This window comes from Paraburkholderia sp. BR10882 (assembly GCF_040948855.1).
Classification (GTDB): domain Bacteria; phylum Pseudomonadota; class Gammaproteobacteria; order Burkholderiales; family Burkholderiaceae; genus Paraburkholderia; species Paraburkholderia nodosa_A.
This window is the reverse complement of sequence record NZ_JBFPKP010000004.1, coordinates 498,110-518,611: the sequence shown is the minus strand read 5'-3', so window position 1 is coordinate 518,611 and position 20,502 is coordinate 498,110. Positions and strand designations below refer to the sequence as shown.

19 protein-coding genes and 2 tRNA genes are annotated in these 20,502 nt (G+C 65.0%); 10 read left to right on the top strand and 11 right to left on the bottom strand.

The window, feature by feature from the left end:
- Nucleotides 1–88 precede the first annotated feature (88 nt).
- The 6 genes from AB3X99_RS14685 to AB3X99_RS14660 all read right to left on the bottom strand — a co-directional run bounded on the left by AB3X99_RS14685 (nt 89) and on the right by AB3X99_RS14660 (nt 5,238).
- A complete protein-coding gene (locus tag AB3X99_RS14685) occupies nt 89–367 on the bottom strand; it encodes an HU family DNA-binding protein (protein ID WP_028207645.1) in 279 nt (92 codons plus the stop codon).
- A 606-nt stretch (nt 368–973) separates the two neighbouring features.
- Complete coding sequence (locus tag AB3X99_RS14680) at nt 974–1,531, bottom strand: helix-turn-helix domain-containing protein (protein WP_368617318.1); 558 nt, start codon at nt 1,529–1,531, stop codon at nt 974–976.
- Between the two features lie 13 nt (nt 1,532–1,544).
- Complete coding sequence (locus AB3X99_RS14675; RefSeq protein WP_368617317.1) at nt 1,545–2,840, bottom strand: NAD(P)/FAD-dependent oxidoreductase; 1,296 nt, start codon at nt 2,838–2,840, stop codon at nt 1,545–1,547.
- Nucleotides 2,841–2,976: 136 nt separating this feature from the next.
- Complete coding sequence (locus tag AB3X99_RS14670) at nt 2,977–3,660, bottom strand: amino acid ABC transporter permease (RefSeq protein WP_368606388.1); 684 nt, start codon at nt 3,658–3,660, stop codon at nt 2,977–2,979.
- Nucleotides 3,657–4,388 carry an amino acid ABC transporter permease gene (locus AB3X99_RS14665; RefSeq protein ID WP_069268885.1) on the bottom strand — a complete coding sequence of 244 codons (732 nt, stop codon included), beginning with the start codon at nt 4,386–4,388 and terminating at the stop codon, nt 3,657–3,659. Before AB3X99_RS14665 ends, AB3X99_RS14670 begins: the two co-directional genes overlap by 4 nt.
- Before the next feature lie 16 nt (nt 4,389–4,404).
- A complete protein-coding gene (locus AB3X99_RS14660) occupies nt 4,405–5,238 on the bottom strand; it encodes an ABC transporter substrate-binding protein (protein ID WP_368617349.1) in 834 nt (277 codons plus the stop codon).
- A gap of 507 nt (nt 5,239–5,745) precedes the next feature.
- On the opposite strand from AB3X99_RS14660, the gene AB3X99_RS14655 reads away from it, so the two are divergent.
- Together AB3X99_RS14655 and AB3X99_RS14650 are read left to right on the top strand one after the other, a co-directional pair.
- Entirely contained in the window at nt 5,746–6,165 is a 420-nt protein-coding gene (locus AB3X99_RS14655) for a hypothetical protein (protein WP_342947501.1), read from the top strand.
- 375 nt (nt 6,166–6,540) lie between these two features.
- Nucleotides 6,541–7,752, top strand: coding sequence for a GNAT family N-acetyltransferase (locus tag AB3X99_RS14650; protein ID WP_342947500.1), 1,212 nt, complete (start codon nt 6,541–6,543; stop codon nt 7,750–7,752).
- Nucleotides 7,753–7,768: 16 nt separating this feature from the next.
- Here the strand turns inward: AB3X99_RS14650 and AB3X99_RS14645 are convergent, their stop codons facing one another.
- Nucleotides 7,769–8,458 carry a pyridoxamine 5'-phosphate oxidase family protein gene (locus tag AB3X99_RS14645; RefSeq protein ID WP_368617316.1) on the bottom strand — a complete coding sequence of 230 codons (690 nt, stop codon included), beginning with the start codon at nt 8,456–8,458 and terminating at the stop codon, nt 7,769–7,771.
- Between the two features lie 185 nt (nt 8,459–8,643).
- On the opposite strand from AB3X99_RS14645, the gene AB3X99_RS14640 reads away from it, so the two are divergent.
- Both AB3X99_RS14640 and AB3X99_RS14635 read left to right on the top strand, forming a co-directional pair.
- Nucleotides 8,644–8,719 (top strand) — tRNA-Asn (locus tag AB3X99_RS14640).
- A 5-nt stretch (nt 8,720–8,724) separates the two neighbouring features.
- Nucleotides 8,725–8,800: transfer RNA gene (locus AB3X99_RS14635), tRNA-Gly, on the top strand.
- A gap of 27 nt (nt 8,801–8,827) precedes the next feature.
- Here the strand turns inward: AB3X99_RS14635 and AB3X99_RS14630 are convergent.
- On the bottom strand, nt 8,828–9,031 hold the full coding sequence (locus AB3X99_RS14630; RefSeq protein ID WP_368617315.1) for an ATP-binding protein: 204 nt from the start codon (nt 9,029–9,031) through the stop codon (nt 8,828–8,830).
- Nucleotides 9,032–9,180: 149 nt separating this feature from the next.
- Between AB3X99_RS14630 and AB3X99_RS14625 the strand changes: the two genes are divergently transcribed.
- From AB3X99_RS14625 to AB3X99_RS14600, 6 genes are all read left to right on the top strand, one after another.
- Complete coding sequence (locus tag AB3X99_RS14625) at nt 9,181–10,254, top strand: catalase family peroxidase (RefSeq protein ID WP_069268880.1); 1,074 nt, start codon at nt 9,181–9,183, stop codon at nt 10,252–10,254.
- A gap of 182 nt (nt 10,255–10,436) precedes the next feature.
- Nucleotides 10,437–10,982: an RNA polymerase sigma factor gene (locus AB3X99_RS14620; protein ID WP_069268879.1), complete on the top strand. Its 546-nt coding sequence runs from the start codon at nt 10,437–10,439 to the stop codon at nt 10,980–10,982.
- Complete coding sequence (locus AB3X99_RS14615) at nt 10,979–11,911, top strand: anti-sigma factor (protein WP_368617314.1); 933 nt, start codon at nt 10,979–10,981, stop codon at nt 11,909–11,911. The genes AB3X99_RS14620 and AB3X99_RS14615 overlap by 4 nt, the downstream gene beginning before the upstream one ends.
- Nucleotides 11,912–11,983: 72 nt before the next feature.
- Entirely contained in the window at nt 11,984–12,820 is an 837-nt protein-coding gene (locus AB3X99_RS14610) for a hypothetical protein (RefSeq protein ID WP_368617313.1), read from the top strand.
- 19 nt (nt 12,821–12,839) lie between these two features.
- Nucleotides 12,840–13,733: a DUF3365 domain-containing protein gene (locus AB3X99_RS14605; protein WP_368617312.1), complete on the top strand. Its 894-nt coding sequence runs from the start codon at nt 12,840–12,842 to the stop codon at nt 13,731–13,733.
- Between the two features lie 3 nt (nt 13,734–13,736).
- Nucleotides 13,737–15,074, top strand: coding sequence for a serine/threonine-protein kinase (locus tag AB3X99_RS14600; RefSeq protein WP_368617311.1), 1,338 nt, complete (start codon nt 13,737–13,739; stop codon nt 15,072–15,074).
- Here the strand turns inward: AB3X99_RS14600 and tagF are convergent.
- From tagF to tssL, 3 genes are read right to left on the bottom strand one after another with little or no spacing between them, the layout of a single operon-like run.
- Nucleotides 15,071–15,631 carry a type VI secretion system-associated protein TagF gene (gene tagF / locus AB3X99_RS14595; protein WP_368617310.1) on the bottom strand — a complete coding sequence of 187 codons (561 nt, stop codon included), beginning with the start codon at nt 15,629–15,631 and terminating at the stop codon, nt 15,071–15,073. The two genes, AB3X99_RS14600 and tagF, sit on opposite strands and share 4 nt — an antisense overlap.
- Nucleotides 15,628–19,152, bottom strand: coding sequence for a type VI secretion system membrane subunit TssM (tssM, locus tag AB3X99_RS14590; protein ID WP_368617309.1), 3,525 nt, complete (start codon nt 19,150–19,152; stop codon nt 15,628–15,630). The genes tagF and tssM overlap by 4 nt, the downstream gene beginning before the upstream one ends.
- Nucleotides 19,149–20,501, bottom strand: coding sequence for a type VI secretion system protein TssL, long form (gene tssL, locus AB3X99_RS14585; protein ID WP_368617308.1), 1,353 nt, complete (start codon nt 20,499–20,501; stop codon nt 19,149–19,151). The genes tssM and tssL overlap by 4 nt, the downstream gene beginning before the upstream one ends.
- Between the last annotated feature and the right edge of the window lies 1 nt (nt 20,502).

Sequence of the window (20,502 nt, the reverse complement as noted above, 5' to 3'; positions counted from 1 at the left end):
AGTGCGGGCTACCGTGCTGGCGTGATGCTGCGCCGCGCGCCAGCAAGCGAGCCAGCCGCGCGCGTCCGCCAGGACGGCGGACCTGGCATCACGACGCGTTGACGGCGTCCTTGAATGCCTTGCCAGCGGTGAACTTCACCGTCTTGGCGGCGGCAATCTGGATCTCCGCGCCCGTGGCAGGGTTGCGGCCCACGCGGGCGGCACGCTGGCCAGTCGAGAACGAGCCGAAGCCGACGAGTTGCACGGAGTCACCCGAGGTGACCGCACGCGTGACGACGTCGAGGATCGCGTCGATGGCTGCACCCGTCGCTGCCTTGGTCTCGCCCGTGCTAGCGGCGACTGCGTCAATGAGTTCCTGTTTGTTCATCTGCTACCTGTGTTGAGTTGAGAAAACCTGCATACCCTACCTCACGCGGGCAAAACAGGCAAATCGCGTTGCATATGGAAACGCGCCGATCGCCCGCCCGGCACGTGTTTTGCCTCCCACGCGCATGACGGCGAAAGCCGAATCAATAGCACAACACGGCGTCAGTGTGTAGACAAAAACACGTTAAAAATTGGCAAAAATGCGCAAAAACGACATTGCGGCGGTTTAAAACGGGTTTATACAGGAATGGTTCGTGCAGATGGCCGCTGACGCATAGCGAAAACCGGGAATATTTCCGGTTGTGACCGAGCCAGAAAAAAAATGCGCCGCCAGCCTGCTGTCACCCTCCGGAAGCATCGCTCGGGCCGGCGTCTGGTGAGCCAGGCGGACTGGGTCGACGGGGGCGAATGTATGAGCCGTCCTCCAGAATGCGGATCGCGGCGGCCCGAATCGCATCCTGTCTTTCAGTTGCGCAACGTAAGGCAGCGTGAACGCCTTTCGACTTTGGTGGCGTCTGCACCAAAGGAAATCTCGCTATCCGTGGCTGTATTGATCAGTGATGCTGATTACCTGTGGACTCGTCGCCTTCGATCGCGACAGCCGGGCTCAGGTGAAAACCCAAAGCACGCGCGCGGGCACATCGGCGAGATTGGCGTAGCGAAAGCGGCAACGCGCCGGCAACTGGAAGCTGTCGTTGGCCCGCAGCGTCACGGGTTCTTCGCTGTCCTCTACCCAGATCGTCAGCTCGCCTTCGAGCACGAAGCCGCCCTGCTCGTCGCTGTCGTCCACGGGGCGCTCGCCGCTCGTCGCGCCGGGTTCGAGCCGGCTCTCCAGCATCGAGAACCCCGACGACATGCTGGGCGAAACGAGCACGTCCGTAATGCCGCCGCCATAGTAGAGCGTGCGCCGCTCGCCTGGTCGCGTGACCCACGGCAGTTCGCGCGGCATGCTCACGCTATAGAAGTACGTGGTGGGCGTCTGCAGCGCCTCGCCGATGGACGTGAGATCCGCCACCGTGGGCCGCGAAAGCCCCCGCTCGACCTGCGAAAGAAAGCCCACCGAGCGGCCGATCTTTTGCGCGAGTTCGGCGAGCGTCACCTTCTTGTGCTTGCGCAGATCGCGAATGAGGATCGCGAGGCCTTCGATTTCGTCCTGCTGGTCCATGCGGTTCTCTCTGTCACACGACGTCGCGCAGGCGATACCACAGCTTACCGAGCGCCTCGAGCGGCGCGGCGAAGCGCTCGCCGCCCGGAAAGCGCGGATTATGAATGCGCTCATAGAGCGAGAGCAAGTGCGGTTCGCCGAGGATGGCGTCGGCAACAGCGCGCGCCGCCGCGAGCGTAGGCAGAATGCCGTGCCCGGAAAAGCCTTGCAGCCAGTAGCGATCGCGTTCGCGACCGACGTCGGGCGTGCGGCGGATGCTGATGTCGATATGGCCGCCCCACGCGTACTCGAATTCGATGCCGCGCAGCTGCGGAAACGCGCGCTCGAGACTCGGGCGGATCGCGGCGCCGATGTCCTTCGGGATACCGCCGAGATACGTGCACGCGCCGCCAAAGAGCAGGCGATCGTCCGGGCTCAGGCGAAAGTAGTCAGGCACGAACTGATTGTCGATCACGCAACTGTTGCGCGGCAAAAGCGAGCGGGCAAGTGCAGGGTCGAGCCTGCGCGTGGCGATCTGCCAGGTGCCCACAGGCAGCACGCGGCTTGCCAGATCGCTATCGAGCCGGTCGATGTAGGCGTTGCAGGCGAGCACCAGCGTGCCGGCGCGCACCGTGCCTTCCCGCGTGCTCGCCACGCAGCCGCCCGGCGTTTCGCGATACGCGAGCACCCGGCTTTGCTCGAAGATGACGCCGCCCGCGCGCTCAATGGCGTCGGCGAGGCCGAGCGCCAGCTTGAGCGGATCGAGATGCCCCGCCTCGGGATCGTAGAGCGCCGCGCGATAACGGCGACTGCCGATCCACTCCGGCATCTCCGGCTCGCCAATGAGTCGCAGGCGTTCGTAGCCCCACTTGTGCGCGGCCTCGTCGCGCGCGGCTTCGAGCATGGCGACACGCGAACGCCGCACCGCCGCCCACAGGCTGCCTGGCCGGTAGTCGATGTCGAAGCCGTGCCGCCCGGGCAATTCGCGCACTTCGGCGGCGGCCCAGCGCATGCTGTCCCACAGCTCCCGCGCCCCCGCCAGACCCAGCGCCTGCACGAACGGCGGCATATCGCACGACCAGCCGAGCAGCGCTTGCCCGCCATTGCGGCCAGAGGCGGCCCAAGCCACGCGGCTCGCCTCGACGACCGCGACGCGGCGCCCGGCGAGCGCAAGCCGCAACGCGGTGTGCAAGCCGCTGAAGCCTGCCCCTACGACCAGCACGTCGGCGTAGTAATCGCCCGCCAGCGCGGGGCGCTCGGGCAGCGCGCCGCTCTGGGCGAAGCGACGTGCGTAATAGCTTTCAATATGACGGGTCGATTCGGCGAACATGGCACGTCTGTGAAATTTTTCATGATAAATTTCATGAAAAAATAACACAACAATTTCACGCATGCAAATCGGCGTATTCCCGGTGGCGACGTTCCCCGGAACCGGCTTACCCGAGATCCAACATTTGTGCCCATCGTTAAAAGCCCGGCTCACGGCGCGCGAGGAACGCATTGGCGCCCCATTGCAACGCACCGCACAGCAGCAGATACACGAACCCGACGAACAGGAAGATTTGCGCCGGGTACACCAGCAGACGGTTATTGAGCTGATTGGCGAGGAAGGTGAATTCGGGCACGCCGACGATATAGGCGAGCGACGTATCCTTGATCAACGACACCCACTGATTGACGAACGACGGCATCATCACCCGCACGGCTTGCGGCAGGATGACTTCGCGCAATGCCTGCCAGCGCGTCAAGCCAAGCGAAAGCGCTGCCTGCCGCTGCCCCGCGCCAATCGACGTGATGCCCGCATAAACCGAATGCGACAGATACGCGCCGCCGATCAGCGCGAGCGCGCACACGACCGTCGCAAGACCAGGAACGTCGACGTGCAGCAGGATCGGCATCAGGAAGAAGGTCCAGAAGATCAGCATCAACACGGGTATCGCGCGAAAGAATGCGACCACGGCGGTCAGCACGAGACGGACGACGCCGCGCGTCATGGCGAGCGCAACGCCGAGCGCGAATCCGGTCAGCGCTGCGAGCAGAGCCGACACCACCGAGAGCGCGATCGTCAGCGCAACGCCTCCCAGCGGTCCCGCCGGAAACGCGCCGATCATCAAATAGCGCAAAGCCGGTAACCACGCGAACTCGTTCACGCACGGCCTCGCTGCAAACCGTGCAGGCCGGCACGCTGCCAGAGCACCAGCGCGACTTCGATAACTGCGATGGCGAGCACATAGAATACGGTCGCTGTGCCGAATGCCTGAAAGGTCCTGAAGCTTTCGGTATCGACCTGCCGCGACATGTATGACAGCTCGCCCACCCCTATCGCCATCGTCAGCGACGAATTTTTGATCACGTTCATGTATTGGCCAGCGAGCGGCGGCGTGGCAATGCGCAACGCCTGTGGCAGGATCACGTAGCGCAGGATCGCGTAGCGGCGCATGCCAAGCGCCGCAGCCGCCTGCCACTGTGCGCGGTTCACGCCGCGCATGCCGGCCAGAAACTCTTCGCCGATGAACGCCGTGGTGTAGCACGTCAATCCAACCCAGCCGGCGAACAGTTCGAAACTCGGCCAGCGCAGCGTAAGCGGCCCAAACGTCGCCAGGTGCGGCGTGTTAAGCCAGCTCATCCAGCCGGACGGCAGCACGGCCGCGACACCGAAGTACCAGAACAGCAATTGAACGAGCAGAGGAGAATTGCGGAAGACGAACACGTAGAGCGCCGCCGCGCGCGCAATCGCGCGAGTGCGGGCCGTGCGCGCAACCGCGAGCAGAAAGCCCAGCGGCGTCGCGCACGACGCCGTGCAGGCAGAGAGCATCAGCGTGACGAAGAAACCTTGTTCGAGCCACGCGAGATACTTCGGGTCAAGCCAGTTATGCATGAATCAGGCGCCGCGCTCAGCCGTTCTTTTGCGGGTCGCCGATCTTGAAGAGACGGGGCAGCGGCGCCGCACTCTTCGGGCCGAACCACTTGTCGTAAATCTGCGCGGCCTCGCCGTCGCTCTCCAGGTGAGTCAGCGTGTTGTTCACCGCATCGAGCAGACGCGTCTCGCCTTTGGGTACGCCAACGCCTTCGTAGTCGTTCGAGATCGTGAACGGGGAAATCTCGTAGCCCGCCTTGTCCGGCGCGCGTGCCAGCAGCGCGACGAGCTTCGGGCCGTCCTGCGTGATGGCTTGCACGTTGCCCGTACGCAGTGCGGCAAAAGCGAAAGGTGTGTCATCGTACGCGACGATGGTTGCACCCGGGAATTTCGCCCGCACCTGCTGTTCGTTGGTCGTGCCTTTATCCGCGCCGATACGCAGACTATTGAGCTGTTCCGAAGACTTCAGCACGCCCTTCTTCGCAATGAACTGGGTGCCCGAAGCGAAGTATGGCGTGCTGAAATCGACTTCCTTCCTGCGATCGTCGGTAATCGTAAAGTTGGCGAATACCAGATCGACCTTTCCCGACTTCAGAAACGCAATGCGATTGGCGGGATTGGTGGGCTGAACTTCGAGCTTCACACCCAGGTTTTTGGCGACGGCGCGCGCATAGTCCACGTCGAGCCCAACGATCTGATTGTCTTTCGGATCGACGAAACCGAACGGCGGATTGCTGTCGAATGCAGCGACGCGCAACACGCCCGCCCGCTTGATGTCGTCCAGACGATCCGCATGCGCGGACGTCGATGCCACGACCAGAAGTGCCGTCAACAGTGCGCCTGGCACTGCGCCCCAGATGCTGCTTTTCATTATCGGTTTTCCTTCTTTTCTCGTTGAGGTACGCAGCCTATCCGCATGACGGGTGCGAACGAACCAAGTTTTTTTCAGATCGAAAGCGCTGCCGGCGATATGGCCAACGGCACGCTGCAACGGTCGCTTATGCCTCGCTATAAGCGCCGAGATACAGCGATCCGATGCCCATACCCGCACCACCTGCCGCAAGTAATGTTGACGCATGCTTTTTTGCATGCAGCCTCGCGCTGCAACTCTTGCCGGGAAAATCCATAGGATGCGGTAATGTCGACTATCGCCAATGCCGTCGACGTGCATTTATTTCGCGCGAGAAAATTGAATGCGAATAGGTTCCGAGGTTCTTACAACTAAATGGGGTTATCACCCTTGACCTGGGCACATCGGCTGCTTAGCATCAACGTGGGACTTTGCATTGAGCTTCTTCATCGGTGAGCCGATGAGTCAGTTTCGGTCCTCAGCAAGGCTCGCTGCAAAGCCCGGTTTGTCTGCATTTGGGGGACCTTTATGTCTTACCGCCGCTGGACGTCTCCTGCCGAGACCGCAGAATGGATCATCCTCGTCGGCGCGGCTTTCGCAGTGCTGGGCGGGTGGATACCCTGGATGGGCCACGCGCCTTATTACTTCGTCGCCGGCGTTGCACTGATCGGCGCTGGCATCCTCATGCTATGGAACCGCTCGGCGGGACTGTGGTGGTATTTCGGCATGTTCGTTGCCGCCCTGGGCTGGTCGATCTTCAAGGTTGGGCTGGATGGCTGGAGCCTGCTGCCGCGACTCTTCGTGCTCGCCCTGATCGGCATCGGGATAAGCCTCGTCATTATCACCGGCAGTTCGGCAGTCGGCCGGCCGCTACGCGTGGCGGCAATCATCACGGCTGTCTTCTACCTCGTCGCAATCGCCAGCATGCTCTGGTCCGCCATCGCCTGACCGGGACCGAGCGACTACCCACAATCAAATCTTGCGGGCTCGGTAGTCGCCCGCGTTCGTCGTCGGTCGGATCTCCACCTGGTTGATCATTCAACCGACTAATCGAGCGGCAACTCATGCCGAAGGCCAGGCGAATTCATGCGATGGTGCGGTGCGTTTTACCGCACTTCCACATTCCTCTTACCGCGATTGCACCACGCATTAGTCGTCCGCCGCCAATTTCAAGCAATCGGAATACTTTCCCGCGCTGCGCGAGTTATTTCGATGGATCATATGGATATGCCTCCGATGATCATACGTATCTCTCGTTCGGAGTCCATAGCGATAAGGAAAATGTGAGATTGGCGCTCCACTGAATCGGACTACCGGGACAACATGATGCGAAACTCACCGACCGAGACTGCTTTCCTTCCCGACGTCACCGCCCGCGCGAACACGGGTAGTCTTCGCCACGAGATCCGCGTATGCAGCACCCACGCGGACTTCCTGAAACTGCGCTCTTCCTGGGAGGCCGTCTGCACGACGTGTCCGGCGACACTCGAGTTTGCCTATTGCGAACTTGCAGCCGCCAAGGCGTTTGCGCGCGGCGCGGCGGTCAATGTCGCGCTCGTCTACGACGGCGCCGCGCTCGTCGCGCTCTGGCCGTTGTGCATTGCGCGCGAAGGCGCATGCCGGATCGCGCGCGCACTCGGCTGCGGAAGCAACGAGGAATATGGCGGCCCGCTCGTATCCGATCGAGGCGACGGGCGCTTCTATGACGCCGCCGTCGATGCGTTGCGCAGCGTCGACGCCGACGTGCTGGAGATACGCTTCGTCGAATGCAACGGCCCCCTTCACGAGGCGCTCTCGCGTGCGCCTCTGTCGTGGGTCTTACGCGCGCTTCCGGAACGCTGGCGCCTGCTGTCCGGGTACTCCATGGAGCTGTCCCGGTTCCCCACCTTCGACGCCTTCATCGCGACGAGGCCCGACTCGCTGCGTCGCCCATTGAGACGTCTCGCAAGGCGGCTTTCGGAGGACGGCGCGGTGGAATATGGCTGGTGCAAGGACGTCGAAGACGCCCGAACGGTCCTCACATGGCTCTTTGCGACGAAGCGCAACTGGGTGCTATCTCGCGGCCTCGACGCGCCTTATCTGATGAACGACGACGTGCGCGACTTCTTCATCGAACTCGCCGGGCGGACCGATCTCGCTACGACTCCACTGGTCTCGTTCGTCAAACTGGACGGCATTCCCATTGCGGCATCCGTCAATCTGACCGGGCCGCGCAGACTGGAGTATTTCATCACGACCTATGACGAGGCCTATGCCGCCCGCTCCGTCGGCAACCTGCTGGTCGACAGCATGGCGCGATGGGCGCTCGCGAACGGCCGTGATTTCGACTTCCGCCCATACTTCTCGAGCTACAAGGAGCGTTGGTCGAATCATAAGAGCTGGTACGAATCGCATTTCGTCGTACTCACATGGCGTGGCAGGCTCATTGAGTTTCCTCTTGCCGCGGAGCAGGCTCGGCGCGTATTGCGCAGAGCGCGCGAATTTGCCATCGACCCGCTGCGCGCGAAGCTGCGCGCCCTCACGTCGGCGCGCTGAACGCCGCAATCCGTGGTCAGCCGTCCTGCCGGTTCGACCAGGCCTTGACGTAAGCCGGAGCCTCGCGCTCCGGCGTTGCGGTATCGGCTACGGGCGGCAACGGTGCGAGCGTCAACGGCAGCACACCTGCCCAGACCGGCCGATCCATGTCATCCTCGTCGTCCTTCGGGCCGCCCGCGCGGATCTTCGTCACGGACTCCGCGAGCGCAATGCGCATGACCGTGGTCGCTGCCAGTTCCTTGCGATTGCCCGCTCGCACTTCATGCCTGCGGCCCGGCGCGATGTGCTCCATGAAGGCATCGAGCACGGCAGCCTTGTGCTCTTCCGTCACCACCTCGAACACACCGTAAATCACGGCGGAACGATAGTTCATCGAATGGTTGAACGCCGAGCGCGCGAGCACGAGTCCATCGAGATGCGTGACGGTCACGCAAACCTCGGCGCCCTCGGCCGCCAGGCGCAGCATGCGGCTGCCGTTCGAACCGTGAATATAGAGATGATCGCCTTCGCGCCAGCATGCGGTGGGAATGCAATGCACGCCGTGCTCGTCGCTGAAGGCGACGTGGCAGACGTAGGCTTCGTCAAGAATCGCATTCAGCGTCGCCGCATCATAGTGCGCGCGCCGCGCGATCCGGCGCACACGTGTGCGTTGCGAAGGTGCTGCGCTGTCGGCGGCAGGGTCGTTGACGGCATCGGCAAGGGACATCGTTTGGCTTCCTCGATGGTTCGGGTTGAGATGCCGCCTACGATAGACAAGCCGTGGCCCCATGGGTAGATCCAGACTTGCCTGGTGCGGTGGAGCCACAAATCTTCCGCAAGACACCTCATCGAGATTTGTCAGGAAAAAGCTGCAGGATCAAAAAATCTCCTGTACAATCCGGCCTCCTTGATTCCCCGATAGCTCAGTCGGTAGAGCGCCGGACTGTTAATCCGTAGGTCCCTGGTTCGAGCCCAGGTCGGGGAGCCAGAGATGCGGGAGTAGCTCAGTTGGTAGAGCGCAACCTTGCCAAGGTTGAGGTCGCGAGTTCGAGACTCGTCTCCCGCTCCAGCATCCATTAAGGCCATCCGCCTGCGATCAGCACCGCGTCCAAGCGCGCGTGCCCCTGCCTCGAGGCAGCGAAAACCGGAAGCACGCCCCTTTCCCCTCCAGCGAAGTCGCTTCGATCTGTCCGCCGTGCGCCTCGACAATCGACTTGCAGATCGACAGTCCCATCCCCATGCCCGCGTCTTTGGTAGTCGCGAGCGAGTCGATCAGATGGGTGCGCGACCTTCGCGGCACCGATACATAGGAATACCTTCGTCGTTCAGTGCACACTGAATAGCCGCAAGCGGATTACCATAACGGCCTCGCCGCACGACGGCAACGCACGAGATTCATAGAGGGCCTTTCGATGCATCAGCGGCTGTATGAGGCCCCTGCGCTGATTTATGTCCCGTCTTTCGCTTTCGCAACTTCTTGTCCGGTACGCATTCATTGCGTTCACGCTAGCGGCATTTGCCGCGGCGTTCGCATGGACCGCGGGCTGGATACACTGGCCCGGCGCCCAGGCCGCGCTCACGCCTGACCGGCTCATCGACGTCTTCGAACGCACAGCCGGCAAGCATCCCGGATTTCGCCGCAATCATGCGAAAGGCATCTGCGTGAGCGGCTATTTCGACAGCAACGGCAACGGCACGGCGCTTTCTCGCGCGAGCGTATTCGAGCGCGGACGCACGCCGTTGATTGGTCGCTTCTCCGCGCCCGGCGGCAATCCTGCTGAAGACGACGCGGACACGACCGTGCGCAGCTTTGCGCTGCGCTTCGCGATGCGCGACGGCGAGCAATGGCGCACTGGCATGAATTCCGCGCCCGTATTCGCGGTGCGCACGCCGCAAGCGGTTTACGAACTGCAAGAGGCAATGGAGCACGACACGCTCACAGGCCGTCCCGACCCCGCGAGACTCGACGCGTTCTTTGCGAGCCACCCCGAAACTCGCGCACTGCGCGACTGGCTCGCCGCGCATGCGCCGTCCTCCGCGTTCTATAACGCGAGCTATTACAGCATCGATGCGTTTCGCTTCACTGACGCAAGCGGCAACATGCGATTCGTGCGCTGGAGTGTCGTGCCCGATACGCCTTACGCGGCGCTGGACACCCGGAACTCGAATGCGAGAGACCCCGACTTTCTCGCGCACGACCTGAAAGTGCAATTGAAGTCGGCTCCCGTGCGCTGGCACCTCATGCTGACGCCCGCGGGCGCGGGCGACCCGGTGGACGATGCCACCCGGACCTGGCCCGCCGAACGCGAGCAGCACCGCGTCGATGCGGGTACCATCGTCATCGAGCATGCACAGTCGCAGATCGACGGCCCCTGCCGCGACATCAATTTCGACCCAACGGTGCTGCCGGTGGGCATTGCGCCCTCGGACGACCCGCTGCTCGCCGCGCGCGCGGCCGCTTACGCGGTGTCGTTCGACCGCCGCACGAGCGAAGAAGCGCACGCCCGCGTCAAAGCCCGCTGAAGGCGGCGCAAACGCAACCCAAACGCAACCCAAACGAAAGCATGGAATAAAGTCCAACGGCCAGGTGTTTCGTTTCTAGTTCACCAAAATGGCCCGAGCCGCGCGCCCTTGACCAGACGGTCGCACACGACCGCAGCGCACGCCAGTCCGGATTGAACGGGGATCGTGGAGAAAACCCTTCGATGAGCGGTACAGACTTACCGGGCATGCTACCCGCCATGATTCCGCGGCTGTGGGCGTTTGCGCTGCGCCTGTCCGGGGACCAGCACGACGCCGAAGACCTCGTGCAACGCGCCTGCCTGCGCGGGCTCGAACGCGCTCATCAGCTTCGACCCGACACGGCTCCCCTGAGCTGGATGTACTCCATCATGCATTCCACATGGATCAACGAACTTCGAGCCCGCAGCGTGCGCAAGCGCGCGAGCTTCGAATGGGACGACGATTTCCTCGAAAATCTCCCCGATCCCGTCGATAACGGCCCCGAAACGCAACTCATGCACAGCCAGATCATCGAGGCAGTCGAGCGCCTGCCCGAAGCCCAGCGTGTGGTGATGCTACTCGTCGCGGTCGAAGGCATGACGTACCAGCAGGCCGCCGACGTGCTCAAGGTACCCATCGGCACCGTGATGAGCCGGCTCTCGCGAGCGCGGCAATCGGTCGGCGCCATGTTCAGCGGTGCAGCGCCCAAGGCGCCGCCCGCCCCGCAGCAGAAGGACTCACTCGCATGATTGCCGACGACGCACAGTTACTCGCCTATGTGGACGGCCGCCTGTCGCCGGACGAGCGCGCCGCGATCGAAGCGCAGTTGCGCGAGTCCGCCGAGGCGCGCAAGAAGCTTACGCTGCTGCGCACCTCGCAGGTCGATTTCGCCGGCGCCTTCGCTCAGCAAACGCTGCCGCCCGTGCCCGAATCGCTGCGCATTGCCATCGAGGATAGGGTGCGCGCACAAACCGCACAAACCGGGCAACCCGCGCAACCGTCTTCGAGCGCAAACGACGCGGCGATACCAGCCGCGGAACAACACCCCCCCGCGCCCGTGAGATCGCGCCTGCGCCGCGTGCCGGTCTGGCTCGCGGCGGCCTGCGTGGCGGGCGCGTTCCTGGCCGGCCAGTTCGTGCGCTTCGATGCGCTGTTCGGGCCTGCGGGCCAGGGCTCCGGCGCCTCGCAACTCGCGAGCGCATCGGACCTGTCGCCGTGGGTGAAGGCGGCGGTCGGCTACCAGAAGCTCTATACGCGGGAGACCGTCGCCTACCGGCAGGACGATCCGGCGCTCGCCGCCAGGGTCGTCGACGACATCCGCCGCGACGACCGTCTCGCGCTGCGCGTGCCCGACCTGAGCAGCGCAGGGCTCACCTTCAAGTCGGTGCAGCGCCTGCGCTTTCACGACAAGCCGCTCGTGCAGATCGTTTATCTGCCGCGCAGCGGGCCGCCCATCGCGTTGTGCGTGATGAAGGACGCGCGCCCGGACGAAGCGGTCGCCTCGCGCACCGTCGATTCGATGGGCGTCACCACATGGCGGCAGAACGAGCTGACTTACGCGCTCATAGGCCAGCCGGGCGATGTCGATCTCGCCGCGCTCGGCAAGCGCATCTCCAACCTCGATACGGCCGCGCTATTCAGCGAGGCGCAGGAAGCCGTACCGCCGCATAACGGATAAGCGCCAAGGCAGGCGCGGAATAATTTCGCCGCCGGGCTGTTGTGTTGAGGAACCCTCGATCAATGGCTCGGCATGATTCATCGTTTGCACCTCTGGGCAGCGGGCATCGTCATCGCGGCGGCGCTTGCATCGCCCGCGCACGCCGCCTGGCGGCTCGCGAGCAGCGATGCACCCATCGGCGTCGTGCGCGGCGCGAGCGTGACTTCGGCAGCGGCGGGCGACACCTTGCGCGACGGCGATCTACTCGAATCGCGTGATGGCGTTGCGCATCTGCAGGACGAGCACGGCACGCTCGTCGCGCTCGGTCCGCGAACTCGCGCGATGCTCATGGCCGACGCCCATGTGGCCTTGCTCAGCGGCTGGCTGAAGATCGCGGCTGCCGCGTGCGCAAGCGCGCCTTGTGCCCAGGTGCGCGTGGACACGGAAGCCGGATCGCTCGATATTGGAGCGAGCGCGGCGGCGATCATCGCAGCGCCCGATAACACGCAAACGGTCAGCGTATTCAGCGAAACCGGCACGCAGACATTAGCGGCTAAGCCGCCCACGTCGCTACCAAACGGCCGTTTCGCGAGCATCGACAGCACGGGCCGTGTGCAAATATCGGCGCGCCCCACCGACGCTTTCGTCACGACCATGCCGGTCGCGTTTCGCGACGCCTTGCAGCCGCTCGCCGTCGCCAGGCCCGCACACATTGCGCCGCCCTCGCACGCCGCGACTTACGGCGACGTCGCGCGGTGGCTGGACAGCAAGCTGCCCGCGCGCAAGAGCTTTCCCGCACGCTTTCGCTCGCGTCTGACCGATCGTGCATTTCGCCACGATGTTCAAGCGCATCTGAATACCCTGCCCGACTGGCGCGCCTTGCTCTATCCGCCAGCGCGCCCGGGCGTTCACAACGTGCGCTATCCCTAAGGCTCGATCCTTCACTGCCATGAAGCCCGGACTCTCGCTCAGCGTCAAATTCAACCTGGTATTCCTGATCATCTTCGCGATCGCGCTGGTGGTCATCGGCGTGGTCTCCGACCGTCTGCTGCAAAAGCAGGCGCTCGAAGAAACCGCGCACGACGCCAATATCCTCGCGAGCGCCGCATCGTCGATGCAGAGCTACACCGCGGCGCACGTCACGCCGTTGCTCGCCACGCAAATCAAGTACAGCTTCGTGCCCGAATCGATCCCCGCGTTTTCGGCTATCGAGATGCTCAAACTGCTGGGAAAGGACTTCCCGAACTTCTCGTACAACGCCACGATGCTCAACCCGACCAATCCGCGCGACCGCCCGACCGACTGGGAGACCGACGTCATCCGGCATCTGCACGATCATCCGGAACTCAAGGAACTGACCGGCCAGCGCGACGCGCCAGGCGGCCGTTCGTTCTTCCTCGCGCGGCCCAGCAGCATTACCGACACTGCCTGCATGCAGTGCCATAGCACGCCGAACGCCGCGCCCGCGACGATGATCGAGAAGTACGGCACCTCGAACGGCTTCGGCTGGGCCATGAACGAGGTGATCGGCGCGGAGTTCGTGTCCGTGCCGATGGCGCAGCCCATTGCGCGCGGGCGCGCCGTCTGGCGCACGTTCATGCTTTCGCTCACCGCCGTGTTTGCGGTCGTGCTGATCGTCATGAACGTGATGATGCACGTGCTGATCACGCGTCCCATTCGTGCGCTGTCACGCGCCGCCGACGAAATGAGCCTCGGCAAGCTCGACGCGACCACGCTGCCAACGGGCGGATCGGACGAAATCGCCTCGCTTGCGGTGTCCTTCGGACGCATGCAGACCAGCCTCATCGAAGCGTTCCGCATTCTCGACGAAGAGCAGACGTAAGCGATGTCCCACTCCGCCGACATCCCCGCGACCTTCGACCGCTATGTGATCGAGCGCGTACTCGGGCGCGGCGCAATGGGCGTGGTGTATCTGGCGTTCGACCCGCGCATCGAGCGCAAGGTGGCGCTCAAGACTATTCAGCGGCCTGCGGGCGGCGAAGCGGATCACGAACTCACCGCGCGCTTTCTGAACGAAGCGCGCGCCGCGGGACGTCTCGCCCATCCGCACATCGTTGCGGTGTACGACTATGGCGAAACGGGCGGCACCGCCTTCATCACGATGGAATATGTGCGCGGCGAAACCCTCGCTGCGCATCTCGCGCAGCACGCGCGCGTCGGCACGCAGATGAATCCGCTGGCCGCCCTGCGCTGGTTCGCGCAGTTGCTCGACGCACTCGACTACGCGCACGGCGCAGGCATCGTTCACCGCGACGTCAAGCCCGCCAATCTGCTGATCTCGCCACGCGGCGAATGCAAGGTCGCGGACTTCGGCATCGCGCAGCTCGACACGTCCAGGCTCACGCAAACCGGCACGCTGCTCGGCACGCCGAGCTATATGTCGCCGGAGCAGTTCACCGGCGACGCTGTCGACGCACGCTCCGATCTCTTTAGCGCGGCAGTCGTGCTCTATGAAATGCTCACCGGCATATGCCCGTTCACGGGAACGGCGGGCGCCGTGATGCACAAGATTCTCGATGAGATGCCGCCTCCCCCTTCGGCGCTCGTGCCCGGCCTGCCTGCCTACGTTGACGAACTGGTGATGAAGGGCATGGAGAAGCGCCCGCAAGGGCGCTACGCCGGTGCGCGCGAATGGCGCGATGCGCTGCTCGCGGCACTCGCTGCCGATGTCCATGAGGATGCCGAACGAACCGTGCTTGTGCAGGCGGCCCTCGAAGCGCCACTCCCCACGCCGCCAACGCAGACCCAGCTCGACCCCGAACTCGTCGCGCATCTGGAGAAGCGCCTGGCGAGCCATGTCGGGCCCGTGGCGTCGCTGCTGGTACGGCGAGCGTGCGTAGGGGCGACGAACATCGATACGCTGCGCGAACGCCTGAGCGCCCACTTGCCCAACGACGATGCGCGACGCGACTTCGATTCGCTATTGATTCCGGTAGGCGCGGGCGCGCCCCGCACGATCGGCCCGCAGACAGTCAGCGCCGAAAGCGTGAACGAAGCCGCCTCGCGCCTCTCGACGCTGCTGGGCCCCATCGCCCGTATCGTGGCGCGCCGCGCCGCCGATCGCGCCACCGATCTGCGCACTTTCCACACGCAACTGCTCGACGCGGTGCCGGAGCCGCACCGCGAAACGCTGCGTCGCGAATGGGATGTGGACAGCAACTAGCGTGCGATGTCGTACGCTTCGAGCAGGTCCAGGAACAAGCTCGGATCGAGCGCACCCTCGTGCCGATGCATCGCACTGTCTTCCTGAGTCCACCACAGGCTGGCGCCCTCGCACGATGCCAGTGTGACTGGCTGCTCGTGCAGCGTAGCAAGTTTCGACTCGAACGCCGTGAGCGAAAACGAAGGCGCCAGCGTCGAGAGGGCAAGCGCACATGCCTCGACGTGCCAGCGCGAATCGACGGCACGCGCTGCGCCTTCGATTTGCCGCGCGATCACGAATGGAAAATAGCGCCCCACGGCGTCGATGCCTGGCATGAGCACGCCGGTGCACGCGTAGTCGTCGATCACGGAGGGCGGAGCCGAAAAGCGCCACACGGGCATCTCCAGATAGCGCTCGAGCCAGCCTCCGGCATGGCGTTCGCGCGCGGCCAGCAGACCGCGTTGCAACCACGCGTCCCAACGGCCGACGAAAGCCGCGGAAAGGCCGCGTCCGACGAAATCGCCATGCGTGCGGACCTTGCCGTAAAAACCGGCGTCGATTCGAGATGCTGCGTTCATAGCGAGGCCGGGCAACGAAAGCCAGTGAGCACGCCCGCGCGCAACGGATTCTCCACGCTGCCGGCAACGAGCGCGAGCTTGACCTTGCCGTCGTCGAACGTCGCATTGAAATGATCGGCCTGTCCAGCCTGCTCGATACGCGCGGTGTCGAGCAGATGGAACAGCGCCCAGGGTCCGTCCGCGCGAGGCGGCGTCGTCATCGCGGGATCGAGTTCGACATGCGCCTGCCCCGTGCCCTTCCCGCTCGGCCACTGGAAGGCGGCGGTGGCGTTGGGCGCATCGCTCGTCGCGCTCAGTTGGGTGCCGTCGACATCGAGCACGAAGCGCTTCAGCGAAGGATCGAGCGAAACCACCTTCGCCGAGAAATGCACGGACACGTCGTGGCCGCCGTCGCGAAACAAAGCATCCCGCAACGTCGCCGCACGCTGGAACGCCACCGGCACGTCGTCGGACATGCCGAGGGCTTTCGCTTCGGGCCGCCACTTCCACACCGCGCCGGACGTATCCACCCGATTCTGCAGATTCTTCTGGAAGAACGCGTCGATCAAGCCGCCGGGCGCCAGCACGCGCGCGAAGTCGTCGGGCGCGGCGTCGCGCGTCGAAGTCCTCACGAGCGGGTAACGGCCGTCGAGCGCCTGCTTGCACGCGGGCGCGACGGTCGTGGCCCAAAGCGTTTGCAATTGCGCGCGCTGGCCCTGGATCTGCACGGTATCGGCGTCGCCCGCTACGCCTTGCAGCACCGCCGCGAGCGGCGCGGGCGCGTTCTGCGAGAGCAGCTTCAGGCGGTCGAGCGGGCCCGTGGCGGGCGGCGGCAGCGACTGCCTGCGCGCCGTGTCTTCCGCCTGCAGGGTCGCTGCGGCGTCCTTGAGCGCGTTGATGTATTCGTCCAGCGCCGCGCCGGCTAGATCGTGCAGCGCCTGAAAATGCGTATCGACGGGTGTCGGCGCGGCAGGCTGCTCCGCTCCCGCGCCGATGCGCTTTTCGAGCGCGTCGAGCTTGCCGGGCGCGGCGGCAGGCGGCGTGAAGGTCGTTTCACGCGCGACGGCCTGAATCAGCGCGCGCAACGGCGAAGTCGCCGAGCCGAGCAGGTTCGCGATGCGCGCGCCCTGATCCGGCGCGCTGAACGGCACGACGGCGATATCGGCAAGCAGCGCGTCCCACTGGCGCATCGCCTCCTCGCTGTAGAGCCGCGTGAGCGCCGCGCGCAATGCGTCGGTGCTTTGCGCATCCGTATGCGTCTGGCCCGCGCCGAGCACCCAGTCGTCCTTCGACAGATTGGCGAGCGCCTCTTCGCGCAAGCGCACGAACGCGTCGAAGCCCGCACGCGTATAGGCGCCCTCTATGCCTTGCGTGAGCGGCGCGCCGCTCCGTCTCACGAACACGATCTGCCCGCTCGGCCCCGCCGCTTTCGCCACGGTGAAATCCGGCAGGCGCAGCTGCGCGAGTTGCTGATCGATACGGCCGTTCAGGCGCTGCGCGAGCGGCACGCGATTGAGCACGGCGCGCGCCTGCGCGATGAGGTTCTGATCGAGCGGCAAGTTCGAATCGAACTCGCCACGCCGGAACAGCGCCTGCAAATGCTGCTCGATGTCCGCGCGCTGCGCGTCGCTCGCATCTTTCATCGAACCCGTTCGCCAGGTACGCAGCGCCCAGACCTGCAGCGCGTCCGGGTCGAAATGCGTCGGGTCGCCCAGCATCAGGTACGCGCGCAGGGCTTCATAGAGCGTGGCCGGGTCTTCCGTGTTGCCGCGGCGAAGCTCGTCCTCCATGCGTTGCACGACGATCGGCAGCAAGGTCTGCCGCAGCAGGCGCTGATACAGGCGCTGCGCTTCCAGGCCGAGCTTCCGGCGCTGATCGAGACCCAGGCCCGCCCACCACGGCGTGTCACGCGAAGCACGCTCCGCTTCGCCGCCGGGCAAATCGCGCGCGGCGTCGAGCAGCGGCAGGACCGCAAGCGGACTGTCGCCCGCACTGGTTTTCTTCGCAAGCTCGGCGAGCGCCGCGATCTGCTGACGGCTTTCATCGACGAAGCGGCGATTTGCGCGATCGCTCGCGATCAGGACGATCAGTCCAGCCGCCAGCAACACGGCGATGCCTGCGATTGCGGCCTGCTGAAAGCGCGTGCGCCTCCGCACCGCGCGCGGGTCGCTCCCCGCGATGCCCTGTTCGGCGAAGATCACGTCGCGCAGCAGCCGCTTGACGAAATACGCACGGCCGCTCGAGGCGTCCGCCATCACGACCTCGCGGCTCAAGCCGAGCGATGCGGCCATCGCGCTCATCATGCGGTCGAGTGGACGTCCGCTCTGCGTGCCGCTCGTGAAGTACACGCCGCGCAGCGACGGCGCGCGTGCGAAACGAGACTCGCCGAATGCCTCTTCGAGAAACCGCCGCAACGCGCGCTCGATGCCCGCGAACTGCTGCGGGAAGGCATAGATCAGCGCGCGCCGCCGCGGGTCGGTTTCCTGCTGCATGCGTTGCAGCACGCGGCCTTGCAGTTGCGCGTGCAGCAAGCCGAACTCTTCGGAGAACCGCGCGAGCGGCGCACTGCCTTCGCCCGCCTCGTTCTCCGATGCGAGCGGAAACGTCATACCCCACACCTGCTCGCGCTCGTCGCGCCCAAAGTCGTCGAAATACTCGGAGAAGCCTGCAAGCATGTCGGTTTTCGTCACGACGACATACACCGGCAGATGCACACCGAGTTGCTGGTTCAGTTCGGAAAGGCGCTCGCGGATTGCGGCGGCATAGGTGGCGCGCGCGGCGTCGGACTGTTGCAGCAGATCGGCGGCCGAAACCACGGCCATCACGCCGTCGAGCGGACGGCGCGGCCGGTACTTGCGCAGCAGCCCGAGAAAGCCGAGCCATGCGCCGCGATCGGCCTGCTCGTGGCTGTCCTGCGTGGTGAAGCGGCCGGCAGTGTCGAGCAGCACGGCGTGGTCCGTGAACCACCAGTCGCAGTTGCGTGTGCCGCCCACGCCGCCCACCGCCTGCGCGCCGAGCCGGTCCGCGAGCGGGAAGCGCAGCCCCGAATGCGCGAGTGCGGTCGTCTTGCCCGCGCCCGGCGCGCCGACGAAGAGATACCACGGCAAGTCGTAGAGCGATTCGTGGCGGGGCGCGAGCCACGCGAACATGCGCCGTATGCCGCGCGCACCGCCTGCTGGTGCGCGCGACTCGCGCAGTGTCTTCAGCGCCGCTTCGAAGCGCGTGCGCAATGCCGCGACGTCGGCGTCGGCGGACTTGCGCGCGGGGTCCGGTGCGTGTTTCGCGGGGTCGAGCGCATCAGCAACGAGGCGCTGCACGAACGTCGAACTGGCGATGCGTGTCTTTGCAAACCGGACGCCCCAATATAGCGCCCAGCACGCGAGGATGAGCGCAATCACGCTCCAGCGCCTGGCGCTGCTCTCGAACGGCGCCGTGCCGTTGAACGCCACGAGCGGCCCTTCGAACCAGACCAGCGCACAAAGCGCGAGTACACCCGCAAACGTGACGACAGCGGGCCTTTTGAACCCCTGGATCCACTTCATGGCGCGGCTCCCGGGGCAAGAATGGCGATCGTCACGCGGCGGTTGCGCGCGCGGCCCGTCGCGGTATCGTTCGATGCGACCGGCTCGGTATCGCCGCGGCCTTCGGCGCTCACGCGCGCAGGGTCCGCGAGATGCGCGGCGAGAATCGCGCGCACCGTCTCCGCGCGCGCCTGCGAGAGTGCGACGTTCGAGGGAAAGCGCGCCGACACGATGCGCTGATCGTCCGTGTGCCCGATCACGACGACATTGCCCGGCTTGTCCGCCAGCGCCTCGCCGATGCGCTGCACGAGCGGCACAAAATGCGGGTCGAGTTCGGCACTCCCGGATGCGAAGATTTGCGTGCCTTCGGCGCTGTTGTTGATGGTCACGGTTGTGCGGTCCCCCGATTCGCCCACCGTGACCAACCCTTGCGCGATCTCCGGCGCGAGAAAGCCATCGAGCGCCGACGCGAATTTCGGCGCGGCCTGCATCTTTGCCGCGAGTACGGGCGCAGGCGCCACGCGAATGCCGCGCATCGCCTCGAACACCGGGTCGGAGAACGCGTTGATGCGCAGCCCGAGCACGAGGCTCGTCGCCATCAACACGAGGGCCGCCAGCGCCAGCGCGACCCACAGCGGCACGAAACCCAGCGTGCGTTCGCGCGCGTGCTCCGCGGGTTGCCAGTGCGGCGACAGCGCGCGCTCGACCGGGCCGCGTTGCGCGCGGATCATCTGTTCAAGGCGTTCGCGAATCTCGTCGAGCTGCCGCTTGCCGCCTTCCATGAGCCGGTAGCGCCCGTCGAAGCCAAGCGCGAGCATCACATAGATCAGTTCGAGCAGGTCGATATCGGCAGCGGGGGTTTGCGCGAGCCGCTGCAACATGACGAAAAGCCGCTCGCCGCCGGAGGCCTCGTTGTGAAACGTCACGAGCAGGCTCCTGCGGCCCCAGACCCCTGCACCCCACGGCGTCGCCGCAATGGCCTCGTCGATGAAGGTGCACAGGCAATAGCGTGCCGGGCCGAGCTGCGTGTCGGGCACGCCGAACGCTCGGCCGTCGGCCTCGAAGCGACGCACCATCTGGATCAGTTGCGCGCGCAGCGCGTCGAGATCCGGATGGCTCGGCAGGCGGCGCAGCGGGAGCGCGAGTTCCAGCAGCGGATTGGCCGCCCGCAGCAGCGGGTTGCGCCCGGCGGCCGAGGCATCGAGCGGCGTGAGTGCCGGCTCGGCGGCTTGCGGCTTGGGCTGCGGCGTGGCCTGCGCTTCGGCGCCGCCTGTGCGTTCGCGCTTGCGCCCCGGCATCGGCATGCGGATCGTGCGCGCCGCGTCGAGATAGTCCGCGTCGTCGAGCGGCGCGTTTGTGCTATCGGTCATG